The organism is Streptomyces sp. NPDC021224, from assembly GCF_044332905.1.
Classification (GTDB): Bacteria; Actinomycetota; Actinomycetes; order Streptomycetales; family Streptomycetaceae; genus Actinacidiphila.
Genome location: NZ_JBIRPW010000001.1, coordinates 507,429 through 519,700 on the forward strand (window position 1 = coordinate 507,429; position 12,272 = coordinate 519,700).

General features: G+C 73.2%; 12 protein-coding genes. 2 read left to right on the forward strand and 10 right to left on the reverse strand.

Features of this window, described 5'->3' with window-relative positions:
• Positions 1-42: 42 nt before the first annotated feature.
• The 9 genes from ACH4PY_RS02235 to pdhA all read right to left on the reverse strand — a co-directional run bounded on the left by ACH4PY_RS02235 (position 43) and on the right by pdhA (position 7,988).
• Positions 43-1,389, reverse strand: coding sequence for a nitrate/nitrite transporter (locus tag ACH4PY_RS02235; protein ID WP_398174939.1), 1,347 nt, complete (start codon positions 1,387-1,389; stop codon positions 43-45).
• Positions 1,386-2,060 (reverse strand): GntR family transcriptional regulator, encoded by a 675-nt coding sequence (locus tag ACH4PY_RS02240; RefSeq protein ID WP_398174942.1) that lies wholly within the window; start codon positions 2,058-2,060, stop codon positions 1,386-1,388. The genes ACH4PY_RS02235 and ACH4PY_RS02240 overlap by 4 nt, the downstream gene beginning before the upstream one ends.
• Positions 2,061-2,146: 86 nt before the next feature.
• Positions 2,147-2,686, reverse strand: a complete 540-nt coding sequence (locus ACH4PY_RS02245; protein WP_398174945.1) for a hypothetical protein — start codon at positions 2,684-2,686, stop codon at positions 2,147-2,149.
• A 94-nt stretch (positions 2,687-2,780) separates the two neighbouring features.
• The gene (locus ACH4PY_RS02250) at positions 2,781-3,320 is read right to left on the reverse strand and encodes a hypothetical protein (RefSeq protein ID WP_398174948.1); all 540 of its coding nucleotides are present in this window, start codon (positions 3,318-3,320) and stop codon (positions 2,781-2,783) included.
• A gap of 86 nt (positions 3,321-3,406) precedes the next feature.
• A complete protein-coding gene (locus ACH4PY_RS02255) occupies positions 3,407-3,952 on the reverse strand; it encodes a GNAT family N-acetyltransferase (protein ID WP_398174953.1) in 546 nt (181 codons plus the stop codon).
• 41 nt (positions 3,953-3,993) lie between these two features.
• A complete protein-coding gene (locus ACH4PY_RS02260) occupies positions 3,994-4,188 on the reverse strand; it encodes a hypothetical protein (protein ID WP_398174956.1) in 195 nt (64 codons plus the stop codon).
• Positions 4,189-4,354: 166 nt separating this feature from the next.
• The gene (locus tag ACH4PY_RS02265; protein WP_398176030.1) at positions 4,355-5,815 is read right to left on the reverse strand and encodes a dihydrolipoamide acetyltransferase family protein; all 1,461 of its coding nucleotides are present in this window, start codon (positions 5,813-5,815) and stop codon (positions 4,355-4,357) included.
• A gap of 20 nt (positions 5,816-5,835) precedes the next feature.
• A complete protein-coding gene (locus ACH4PY_RS02270; protein ID WP_398174959.1) occupies positions 5,836-6,813 on the reverse strand; it encodes an alpha-ketoacid dehydrogenase subunit beta in 978 nt (325 codons plus the stop codon).
• Between the two features lie 2 nt (positions 6,814-6,815).
• The gene (pdhA, locus tag ACH4PY_RS02275) at positions 6,816-7,988 is read right to left on the reverse strand and encodes a pyruvate dehydrogenase (acetyl-transferring) E1 component subunit alpha (protein WP_398174962.1); all 1,173 of its coding nucleotides are present in this window, start codon (positions 7,986-7,988) and stop codon (positions 6,816-6,818) included.
• Positions 7,989-8,419: 431 nt separating this feature from the next.
• Here pdhA and ACH4PY_RS02280 point away from each other — a divergent pair, with 431 nt between their 5' ends.
• The gene (locus ACH4PY_RS02280) at positions 8,420-9,031 is read left to right on the forward strand and encodes a response regulator (protein ID WP_398174965.1); all 612 of its coding nucleotides are present in this window, start codon (positions 8,420-8,422) and stop codon (positions 9,029-9,031) included.
• A 227-nt stretch (positions 9,032-9,258) separates the two neighbouring features.
• The gene (locus tag ACH4PY_RS02285; protein ID WP_398176032.1) at positions 9,259-10,314 is read left to right on the forward strand and encodes a phosphotransferase; all 1,056 of its coding nucleotides are present in this window, start codon (positions 9,259-9,261) and stop codon (positions 10,312-10,314) included.
• Positions 10,315-10,326: 12 nt separating this feature from the next.
• On the opposite strand, the gene ACH4PY_RS02290 is transcribed toward ACH4PY_RS02285, so the two are convergent.
• Positions 10,327-11,937 carry a protein kinase gene (locus ACH4PY_RS02290; protein ID WP_398174968.1) on the reverse strand — a complete coding sequence of 537 codons (1,611 nt, stop codon included), beginning with the start codon at positions 11,935-11,937 and terminating at the stop codon, positions 10,327-10,329.
• Positions 11,938-12,272 lie beyond the last annotated feature (335 nt).

Genomic DNA, 12,272 nt, shown 5'->3' on the forward strand with positions numbered 1-12,272 from the left:
GTTCCCCGACAGGGGACCGCACCCGTTCGGCGTACGTACGGGCTACTCGCCGCGGACGGCGGCGGGCGTGCGGTGGACGCTCTCGACGCGGCTGACCGCGATCCGCTCGCGCTCCAGCCGCTCGCTGGCCCGGCGCAGCCGCAGGATCTGCGTGAGGCCGACCGCCTCCATCACGAAGATGCTGCACCAGGCGAGGCGGTAGTTGTCGCCGGTGGAGTCCAGCAGCACGCCGATCGCCAGCAGGGTGAGCATGGAGGCGACGAAGCCGCCGATGTTGACGATGCCGGAGGCGGTGCCGAAGCGCTCGGGCGGGTTGGCGGGGCGGGCGAAGTCGAAGCCGATCATCGACGCGGGCCCGCTCGCGCCGAGCACCACGCACAGCACCACCAGCAGCCACATCGGGTCGTCCCCGCCGGGCCACGCCAGCACCCCGGCCCACGTCACCGCGGTCACCGCGACGACGCCGAGCGTCAGCGGCAGCCGCGCCCCGTGGTGACGGGAGATCAACTGGCCGAAGACCAGGCCGAATCCCATGTTGGCCAGCACCACCAGGGTGAGCAGCCCGCCCGCGGCGCCGCGCGAGAGGTCCTGCGCCTCGACGAGGAAGGGCATGCCCCACAGCAGCAGGAAGACCATGCCGGGGAACTGCGTCGTGAAGTGCGTCCACATGCCCAGCCGGGTGCCGGGCTCGGCCCAGGCCGCCGCGATCTGCCGTCGGACGTAGGCGGCCCCGGCGTGCTCGGCGGGCGCGGGCTCGTACCCCTCGGGGTGGTCCTTGAGGAAGACCGCCATGAGCAGCAGCACGAACGCGCCCGCGACCGCCGAGCCGAGGAAGGTCGGGGTCCAGCCCGCGGAGTGCAGCAGCCGGGCCAGCAGGACGGTCGAGATGAGGTTGCCGGCCACCCCGAAGAGCGCCGCGCTCTGCGCGATGATCGGACCGCGGCGGGCCGGGAACCAGCGCGAGCCGAGCCGCAGCACGCTCACGAAGGTCATCGCGTCGCCGCAGCCCAGCACGGCGCGGGCGGCGAGCGCCATGCCGTAGGAGTGCGACAGGCCGAAGGCGAGCTGGCCCACGGTGTAGAGCACCGCGCCGAGTGTGAGCACCTTCTTGGTGCCGAGCCGGTCCACCATCAGGCCGACGGGTATCTGCATCCCCGCGTAGACCAGCACCTGGAGGATCGAGAAGGAGGACAGGGCGGAGGCGCCGATGTGGAAGCGGTCGGCGGCGTCGATGCCCGCGACGCCGAGGCTCGTGCGGTGCACCACCGCGACCAGGTAGACCAGGGTGCCGACGCTCCACACCAGCACCGCGCGCCGCCCGCCCGGCGGATCGCCGGGCAGCGCGTGGGCCGCGCCGCCGGCACCCGCCCGTTCGTCACCGGCGCTCACGACTCGCCCCGCGCCAGGGTGTTGACGCGGACCAGGTGCCGGGAGACCGCCGCCTTCGCCTCGCGGACACCCGCGCCGCGCAGCGCGTCCAGGATCTCGGCGTGCTCCTCGATGTTCTTGGCGACCCGGCTCGGCTCGGCGTGCATCGTGGCCACGCCCATGCGCAGCTGCCGGTCGCGCAGCTGGTCGTAGAGCTGGGCGAGGATACGGTTGCCGGCCGCGCGGACGATCTCGGCGTGGAAGCAGCGGTCGGCGACGGCGAATGCCGCGAGGTCCCCGGCGGCCGCGTGCAGCCGCTGCTCGGCGAGCAGTTCCTCCAGCCGGGCCGCGAGCGGTTCGGGCAGCGCGCCCGCGAGCTTGGCCACCGCGTGCTGCTCCACCAGCAGCCGGGTCTCGACGACGTCGGCGATCTCCTGCGCGGAGACCGGCAGCACCAGCGCGCCCTTCTTCGGGTAGAGCTTGAGCAGCCCCTCCGCCTCCAGCCGCAGCAGCGCCTCGCGCACGGGCGTGCGCGACACCCCCACGGCCTCGGCGAGATCCCCTTCCGTGAGCAGCGTCCCGCCCTCGTAACTGCGGTCCAGCACTCCGGCCTTGACGTGCAGGTAGACCCGCTCGGCGGCGGGTGGCGACTTGACGGCGAGGGTGCCTGTGGGCGCAGTGGCGGTATCCATGATGCGCACATCATAGATACAACAGCGGGGCGGACGGTACGGCGGTCCGTCATACGGACGGCCCGCCCCCCGGGAGGGGGCGGCGGTCACTCGAAGACGGGCACGGTCCCGCTGTAGTGCCGCACCGCCGCGACCAGCTCGGCCCGCCGCACCCCGTACAGGCGCGCGGGCACCACCATCGACGAGCCGAAGTGCTTCGTCAGCCGCTTGCGGTGACGCCGCTCCGCCACCCGGCCCGGCCGCAGCCCGACCGGCAGCAGCGGCAGCTTCTCGGAGGACGACCACGAGAAGAACACCAAGGCCCCCCCACGCCGCACCTCGGCCTTGCGCAGCTCCCGCCAGGGCACGGTCGGCTCCCCGGCGACGGTCAGCCCCGCCGCGTCGATCCGCAGCAGGCAGCCGCGCCGCCGCAGCGCGTACTGCTGCCCGAGGAAGAACAGCCCCCACGCCGCGAGCACGCACCCGTACGCCACCGAGCCCCGGGTCACGTGCCCGTCCACCGGGTTGTGCACCGCCGCGAAGTCGATCGCGACGAGCGCCGCGACCCGCGCGGCCATCCCCCACCCGAAGTGCATCCGCACCTCGTAGCCGCCCTCCGGCTCCGCCGCTTCTTCCTCCGTCGCCATCCGTCCCCCCGGACACGCCCCCGCCCCGCAGACGGGGATCCGGACGCATCGTCCCACCGCGTCTCCCGCCCGGTAAGAGCGGGGTGACGTGACGTCAGTCGCCGTCGAAGACCGGCAGGCCGCCGCTGTAGCGGCGCACGGCGGCGACGATCTCCTCCGCCCGCAGGCCGTAGAGCCGCGGGGAGACGACGAGCTGGGTGCCGAACCGCCGGTCGAGCTGTCTCCGGATCCGCGCGGAGCGAGGCCGGACGTTTCCGACCGGGGCCAGCGGCAACTGCCGGTCGGGCTGGCGGGCGTGGAAGGCCACCAACCGGCCGCGGACGACCACCGCCCGGTCCAGGTCGTGCCAGGGCACCGTCTGCTCGCCGTGGACGGTGATCCCCGCCGGGTCGATGCGGATCAGGCAGCCCGTCTTCCGCATCCGGTACAGCGCCCGCTGGACCACCACGACCGTCACCAGCAGCAGGCCCCCGAGGACCAGCGCGGGCGGCTTCACGCGTGTGTTGTACGGGTAGAGGACGTATGCCGCGACGACGAGCGGCAGGAGCAGCGACTGCGCCACCCGCACCGCGTCCCAGCGCAGTCTGACCTCGTAGCCCCCGGGCACGGCGGCCCCCGGCACCAGCGCTTCCATCGCGGTTCCCCCCACAGGACGCGTCACCCCCGCGCGTCGGGGGCAGCGCATCCTCGCACCTCGGGAAGGCGTCGCGCCAGGTTGCGTCAGTCCGTCGGCGGCAGCTCGTCGCGGAGGATCGAGTAGAGGACGTTGTCGCGCCAGCGGCCCTCGCGGAAGTGGGACGCGCGCAGGACGCCCTCGCGGGTGAAGCCGGCCTTCTCCAGGGCGCGCTGCTCGGCGATGTTGTCGACGTCGGTGTCCGCCTCGACGCGGAAGGCGAGGGTGTGGTCGAAGAGGTAGCGCACCAGGAGGCGCTGGGCCTCGGTGCCGGCGCCGCGGCCGCGGGCGTGCGGCCAGAGCAGGACGCCCATGCTCCAGTGGAAGCACGTGCCGCGGGGGATCTTCCGCCAGGAGACGAAGCCGAGCGACTCGGTGCCGCGCACGACGAGGAGGCGGCCGCCGTCCGGGCCGAGGATGCCGTTCTGCTCCCAGTCGCGCCGCCAGCGGTGCGGGTCGGGGAAGCCGAACCACTGGAATGGGCCGGAGGCGGCGGGATCGGAGAGGTGGCCGTTGATCACGGGGAGGTCGTCCTCGGTGATCGGGCGCAGGGACACGGCGTCGTGGGCGTGGTTGTCCTGGGTGTCGATCATCCGTTCATCGTATGACCGTGATGATCCGAAGTAGCCGTCCCTCAGGGGCGGATGGTGCTCACCAGGTCCGCGGTGGAGGCGACGGTGGACTGGATCGTGGGCGCCAGGCTGGAGCTCGCCAGGCAGAAACCGAGCAGACCGGCCACGATCGCATGGCTGACCTTGAGGCTCTTGTTGTGCATGAGCAGCCCGACGATGACGAGCAGCAGCACGATGACGGAGACGTGGACGACCATGGGGCGATAGCAGCACATTTCGCCCGCGGAGCGGCGCAAACACGCAGAAGGGGCGGGCCCGGACGTCAGTACGTCCGCACCCGCCCCACCTTTCGCGGGACACCGCTCCGGCACACCGCCCCGGGACACCACCTGGGGACAGCGCCTGGGGGCTCGGGCCCGGGACTCAGGCCCAGGTGATGAGCCGCTTGGGCTGCTCCAGGATCGCCGCCACGTCCGCGAGCACCTTCGAGCCCAGCTCGCCGTCCACCAGCCGGTGGTCGAAGGACAGCGCGAGCGTGGTGACGTGCCGCGGCTTGACCTTGCCCTTGTGCACCCACGGCTGGAGCTTCACCGCGCCGAAGGCGAGGATCGCGGACTCGCCGGGGTTGAGGATCGGCGTGCCGGTGTCCACGCCGAAGACGCCGACGTTGGTGATCGTGACCGTGCCGCCCTGCATGTCGGCGGGCGCGGTCTTCCCCTCGCGGGCCGTCGCCACCAGCTCGCCGAGCGCGGCGGCCAGTTCCGGCAGCGTCTTGTCCTGCGCGTCCTTGACGTTGGGGACGATCAGGCCGCGCGGGGTGGCCGCGGCGATACCGAGGTTGACGTAGGACTTCTGGACGATCTCCTGCGCCTGCTCGTCCCACGTCGCGTTGACCGCGGGGTTGCGCCGGATCGCGACCAGCAGCGCCCGCGCCACCAGCAGCAGCGGGCTCACCTTGAGGCCCGCGAAGGCCCGGTCCTCCTTCAGCTCCTGGACCAGCTTCATGGTCCGGGTGATGTCGAAGGTCACGAACTCGGTGACGTGCGGGGCGGTGAACGCGCTGGCGACCATCGCCTGCGCGGTGGCCTTGCGCACGCCCTTGATCGGCGTGCGGGTCTCGCGCTCCCCCGCCGCCGGGGCCGCGGGTGCGGTCAGCGGCGCGGAGGGGAGCGGCGCGGGGGGCGCGGCCGCGGCGCGGATGTCCTCGCGCGTGACGACGCCGTTCGGGCCGGTCGGGACGACGGTCGCCAGGTCGATGCCCAGTTCCTTGGCGAGCTTGCGCACCGGGGGCTTGGCCAGCGGCCGTTCGGCCGGGGCGGCGGGAGCGGCAGGGGCGACGGGGGCGGCAGGGGCGACGGAGGCGGCGGGGGCCTCCGGGGCCGCCGCCGGGGCTTCCGTCGCCGGGGCCGCCGCCGGGTGCCCGTTGAGCGGGGCGGACGCGGGGGCCGCCGGGGGCTGCTGCTTGCGCGGGCGGCGGGTCGTCGAGGACGGCGCGACGCCGTACCCCACCAGCACCGCCTCACGCTTGGCGGCCGGCGGCTCCGCGGCGGGCGCGGGCTCCGTCTCGGGCGCCGCGGGCTGCGCCGGTACGGTCTCGGGCGCGGCCTGCTCCGCCGCCCCCTCGGCTCCCCCGGCGTCCACCACGATGATCGGCGTGCCGACGTCGACCGTCGTGCCCTCGTCGAAACGGATCTCGCTGACCACCCCGTCGTAGGGGATGGGCAGTTCGACGGCCGCCTTCGCCGTCTCCACCTCGCAGATCACCATGCCGTCGTGCACGGTGTCGCCCACCGCCACGTACCACTTGAGGATCTCCGCCTCGGTCAGGCCCTCGCCGACGTCCGGCATCCGGAACTCACGGAAGCGCTGCGCCTGTGCGGTCACGGTAGTCACAACCCTCTCCCTCAGTACGCCAGCGAGCGGTCGACGGCGTCCAGCACCCGGTCCAGGCCGGGGAGGTACTCGTCCTCCAGGCGGGCCGGCGGGTAGGGGGCGTGGAAGCCGCCGACCCGCAGCACCGGGGCCTCCAGGTGGTAGAAGCAGCGCTCGGTGATCCGCGCCGCGATCTCCGCGCCCGAGCCGTAGAAGACCGGTGCCTCGTGGACCACGACCAGCCGCCGGGTCTTCTCCACCGACGCCTGGACGGTGTCGAAGTCGATCGGGGAGAGCGAGCGGAGATCCACGACCTCCAGGCTACGGCCCTCGTTCGCGGCCGCTGCCGCCGCCTCCAGGCACACCTTCACCATCGGCCCGTACGCGACGAGCGTGGCGTCCGTGCCCTGCTGCGCGACGACCGCCGAGTGCAGCCCGGCCGGAACGGCCTCGGTGTTGACCTCGCCCTTGTCCCAGTAGCGCCGCTTGGGCTCGAAGAAGATCACCGGGTCGTCGCACTCGATGGCCTGCTGGAGCATCCAGTACGCGTCCGAGGCGTTCGACGGCGAGACCACCTTCAGGCCCGGCACGTGCGCGAAGAGCGTCTCGGGCGACTCGCTGTGGTGCTCGACCGCGCCGATGCCGCCGCCGAAGGGGATGCGGATGACGACCGGCAGCTTGATCTTGCCGAGCGCGCGGGCGTGCATCTTGGCCAGCTGGGTGACGATCTGGTCGTAGGCGGGGAAGACGAAGCCGTCGAACTGGATCTCCACCACCGGCCGGTAGCCGCGCAGCGCCAGGCCGATCGCGGTGCCGACGATGCCCGACTCGGCGAGCGGGGTGTCGATGACCCGGCCCTCGCCGAAGTCCTTGTACAGGCCGTCGGTGATGCGGAAGACGCCGCCGAGGCGGCCGACGTCCTCGCCCATGACGAGGACCTTGGGGTCGGTGTCCAGCGCCTTGCGCAGGGACTCGTTGAGGGCCTTGGCCACTGCCATCGTCTGCGTCATGATCAGTGCCCCTGTCCTGCGGTCGTACCGGCGTCCTCGAAGGAGGCCAGGTAGTCGGCGAACTGCGCGCGCTCCTCGTCGACGAGCGAGCTGCCGTCCGCGTAGACGTTGTCGAAGATGGCCATCGGGCCCGGGTTCGGCATGGTCCGCACGCCCTCGCGGACGCGCTTGGCGAGGGCGTCGCTCTCCGCGTCCACCCCGGCGTAGAACTCCTCGTCGGCCAGGCCCTCGCGGTCGAGGTAGACGCGCAGCCGGGCGATGGGGTCCTTCGACGCCCACTCCTCGCGCTCCTCGTCGCTGCGGTAGCGGGTCGGGTCGTCGGTCGTGGTGTGCGCGCCCATCCGGTAGGTAAAGGCCTCCACCAGCATCGGGCCCTGCCCGCTGCGGGCGTGCTCCAGGGCCGCCCGGGTGACGGCGAGCACCGCCAGCACGTCGTTGCCGTCCACCCGCACACCGGGGAAGCCGTAGCCCGCGGCGCGCTGGTAGATCGGCACCCGGGACTGCTTCTCGGTCGGCTCGGAGATCGCCCACTGGTTGTTCTGGCAGAAGAACACCACGGGCGCGTTGTAGACGGCCGCGAAGGTGAAGGCCTCGGCGACATCGCCCTGGCTGGAGGCCCCGTCGCCGAAATAGGCCAGCACCGCGGAATCGGCGCCGTCCTTTGCCACACCCATCGCGTAACCGGCGGCGTGCAGCGTCTGCGAGCCGATCACGATCGTGTAGAGGTGGAAGTTGTTCTCGTTGGGGTCCCAGCCGCCGTTGTTCACGCCGCGGAACATGCCCAGCAGGTTCAGCGGGTCGACGTCGCGGGTCCAGGCCACGCCGTGCTCGCGGTAGGTCGGGAAGACGTAGTCGTCGGGGCGGGTCGCCCGGCCGGAGCCGATCTGCGCGGCCTCCTGGCCCAGCAGCGACGCCCACAGGCCCAGCTCACCCTGCCGCTGCAAGGTGATCGCCTCACCGTCGAAGCGGCGGGTCAGGACCATGTCCCGGTACAGGCCGCGCAGCTCCTCCGGCGACAGGTCGATCGCGTAGTCGTCGTGCTCGACGCGCTCGCCCTGCGGGGTCAGCAGCTGTACGAGTCCGGGCTCACCACTGCGGCGCTTCGCGGCGGCTGCGCGGGTCGTCCGCCCCCTCTTCGCGGGGGCACCACCGTCGGCAGTGCTCTTCACGCTCACGTTCGCTCCTCCGTCTGTCCGGCCCCCGGGATCTGCCGGGGAGCAGGATGGAGCCGCTTTCCCGCGTCCACGGGAGGCGGCACACCTGGTCCGGCGGGACGCACGGGGTGTGTGCGGCATGACCGAGCCCAGGGCTGACAGCGTCCCGGCGAATGGCCTGCACGACAGACGTTACCCACAAGTCCAGCATTCGCGCTAAGCCGTCCGACCTGCGGTTTTGCTTGGATTTCCTAGTAACTGCGCGAGCGTCGGGCATTCGGGCCGGGCAATCGTTTATTGCCGCAGGCCACCGGGACAATCGCACCGTATCTCGAATGGCGGACAACCGTAAGGGGCGACAGGGAGCGCGTCGGCGGGAGGCGGTCGGCGCCGAGGGGTGCGACGCTGGGGGCGTGAGCGAAAAAGGGCATGACGGGCATATACGTGTTTTCGTGGTGGACGATCACGACGTCGTCCGGCGCGGGGTGAACCGCCTGCTGTCCGGCGACCCGTCGATCGAGGTCGTCGGCGAGGCCGCCGACACCGCCGAGGCGATCGACCGGGTGCCGGACGCCCATCCGGACGTCGCCGTCCTGGACGTACGGCTGCCGGACGGCAGCGGCGTCGAGGCCTGCCGGGAGATCCGCTCGCACGACGAGTCCGTGAAGTGCCTGATGCTCACGTCCTTCGCCGACGACGAGGCCCTCTTCGACGCCGTCATGGGCGGCGCCGCCGGCTACGTCCCCAAGGTCATCACCGGCGACGACCTGATCAGCGCGGTGCGCGAGGTCGCCGCGGGCCACTCCCTCATCGACCCGGCCGCGGGCGCGGAGGTCCTCGAACGCCTCCGCGAGGGCGGCGGGCGCAGCGGCGAGCCCACGGAACGGCCGGGGCGGCTGTCGACGCGCGAACGGGAGTTCCTGGACCTCATCGGGGAGGGGCTCACCAACCGCGAGATCGCCGAGCGGGCCGGTCTCGACGAGCGGACGGTACGGCGGCAGGTCTCGCAGCTGCTGCACAAGCTGGGGAGGGAGCGGGGGGCGCAGGGGGCGGGGGCGGCGTGAGGCCGGCTGCGTGAGGCGGGGCGGCGTCCGGCGGGGCGCGGTCGGCGGGGCGCGGTCCGGCTGACGGCGCAGGTCGCGCGGCCGGCGCGGGTCGTACGAGGGGTGCGGGTCGCGCGGCCGGCGCGGGCGCGGGAGCACAAGGCGGCGCAAAAGGCGTAAGGAAGCCCTTACCAGGTCGGGGCGGGGTGGCGCCACCTCGCCCGAACGGCCGCGCCCGTTGATCTACGCTGACACTCGTGACGGGCACGGCAACGGAGCCGCACACGCGGGCTGCGCTGTCCGCGCTGCTGCACCGGTACGAGGACGCGGGCGAGCCGCTGACCTGCGAAGCCGTCCCCCGGGGACTGCTCAACCGCGGCTGGCGGGTGACCACCACGAGGGGCCGCTACTTCCTCAAGCAGTACGTCTCCGCGGACACCGCCGCCCCCGCGACCATCGTGCGCCAGCACCGCGCCACCCGGCGCCTGGCCCGGCTCGGACTCCCCGCCGCCGCGCCCCTGCGCGCCACCGACGGCCACACCGTCACGCTGCACGGCGGCGTCGGCTACGCCCTCTTCCCGTGGATCGACGGCACCCACCGCGAGGGCACCGACCTGGACGCCGACCAGTCCCGGCGGCTCGGCATCCTGCTCGGCCTCGTCCACACCGGGCTGGCCCGCGTCCAGCCGCCGCCCGCCGCGGGCCCGCGCCCCAGCGCCGACCCCGACGCCACCTACGCCGACATCGAGCGGCTGCTCGCCCTCGCCCGCGCGCACCGCCCGCACGACACCTTCGACCGGCTCGCCGAGCACCGGCTGCTGGAACGGCGCGAACTGCTGCGCCGGCACGCCCACCGCCGCCCGCCCGACCCCGCGCCCGCCCCGGCGCCCGAGGGCGGCGTCCAGGGCTGGGTGCACGGCGACTTCCACCCGCTCAACCTGCTCTACCGGGGTGACGAGCCCGCCGCGATCGTCGACTGGGACCGGCTCGGCGTCCAGCCGCGCGCCGAGGAGGCCGTCCGGGCCGCCGCGATCTTCTTCGTGCACCCCGTCGACGGCCGCCTCGACCTGCGCAAGGTGCGCGCGTACGCGCGGGCCTACCGGCTCGCCTCCGGCGCGGGCGAGGACGAGGTCGCCGCCGCCGTCCACCGGGTGTGGTGGGAGCGGCTCAACGACTTCTGGATGCTCCAGTGGCGCTACGAGCAGCGCGACCTGCGCTCCGACCCGCTCTTCCCCGCGACCTCGGCGCTGGCCGTGTGGTGGACGGGGGAGTACGAGGCGGTGCTGGACGCGTTCGCGGGGTAGGGCCCGCGGGGGTCAGCCGCCGGAGCCGCCGTTGCCCGCGGAGGAGCCGTTGCCCGCGGTGCCGCCGCCGCCCGAGTCGTCGGTGGGGGAACTGCTGGGCTTGTCCGTCGGCTTGTCCGTCGGGGTCGAGTTGGACGGCGGCGGCGTGGTCTGCGTCGGCTTCGACGTCGGCGAGTCGTCGGTCGGCGGTGTCTTCGACGGGGCCGAGGGCGGGGCCGTCGTGGTCGGCGTCCAGGTCGGCTTCGTCGGGTCGTCCGTCGGCGCGCCGGTGTCGCTCGGCTCGTCGGTCTGCTGGTCCGTGGGCTGGTTGTCGCTCGGCTGGTCGACGGGCGCGCTCGTGGACGACGAGGGCTGCTGGTTGTCCGCCGGGCTGTCGCCGTTGCCGCTGCCGTGCGTGGCGAGGACGACGCCGATGACCACGGCCAGCACCGCGGCCACCGTGAAGAGCACCGGCTTGAGCCAGCGGTTCCCGCCGGGGCCGTCGTCGTAGCCGCCGCTGCCGCCGGAGCCCGCGCCCGTACCCGTGTGCGTACCTGCACCCATGCCCGTACCGCCGACGACGCCGGGGACGAGGGGGGCGTTCAGTTCGGCGGTGCTGCCGCTGCGGCCGTCCGGGTGGTAGCCGCCGGGGCGAGTGGGGGCGGGGCCGGGGCCCTCCGGGAGGACCTTGGTGACCGCGCCGGTGTCCCACATGCCGCCGGTCCAGCCGCCCTGCTGGGTGAGGGCCTGGTGGGCGTAGCCGACGACACCGCGCATCTCCTCCGCGCTCTGGAAGCGCTCCTCCGGCTGCTTGGCCAGCGAACGCAGCACCAGGCCGTCCAGCTCGGGCGGCACCCGGTCGTTGACCTGCGAGGGAAGCCGCGGCTCGTCCTGGACGTGCTGGTAGACCACGGAGAGCGGTGTCTCGCCAACGAAGGGCGGCCGCAGCGCCAGCAGCTCGTAGAGCAGGCAGCCGGTGGCGTAGAGGTCGCTGCGGTGGTCGACGGACTTGCCGAGCGCCTGCTCGGGCGAGAGGTACTGCGGGGTGCCCATGACCATGCCGGTCTGCGTCATGGTGCTCGCGGCGCCGTGCAGGGCGCGGGCGATGCCGAAGTCCATGACCTTGACCGCGCCGCCGGTCGTGATGATCACGTTGGCGGGCTTGATGTCCCGGTGCACGATGCCGTGCTGGTGGCTGTACGCGAGGGCGTCCAGCACACCGGAGACGATGAGCAGCGCCTGGTCGACGGGCGGCGGGGTCGCGCTGGTGAGCAGGTCCTTGATCGTGTGGCCCTCGACGAGCTCCATCACGATGTAAGGGGCCGTGCCGCTGGGCGTGCGGTCCTCGCCGGAGTCGTAGACGGCGACGACGGCGTGGTGGTTCAGGCCCGCGACGGCCTGCGCCTCGCGCGTGAAGCGGGCCTTGGAGACGGGGTCCTCGGCGAGGTCGCCGCGCAGCAGCTTGACGGCGACGATCCGGCCCAGCCGTACGTCCTCGGCCGCGAAGACCTCGGCCATGCCGCCGCGGCCGAGCCGCCGGGTCAGCCGGTAGCGGCCCTCGCCGACAACGGAGCCCGTGCCCCACTGCTGGAGGGAGGTCTCCGACGCTCCGGTGCCCGCGGCCGTCTCGTTCGGGTCGACCATCAGTCCTCGCCGTCGTTCGCCTTCGCTTGGTCTGGTGCGCCACCGTACCGCTTTTCCGTCGGCGGCCACGGCCGGTGTCCGGTGGACGGGCGCACCCGTGCACCGGCCGCCCCGCGACCCCTCGGGATTCGTGCGGGGCCCGCGCCAGGGGTCCGCGCGGGTCCACTCAGGCGCCGTCTACCCCGCGGCGGCGGTCCGACCCGCCGTTACGCGGGAAAGTTCCGCGTTCTGTATGCGACCGATGCGTATCAGGTGACGAGATGGTCAACGAACTTGACGTGCCGGTGCTATCAGCCAGACTGAGCGGGCAAGCTCGGGGACGTGTGTCATCCCGT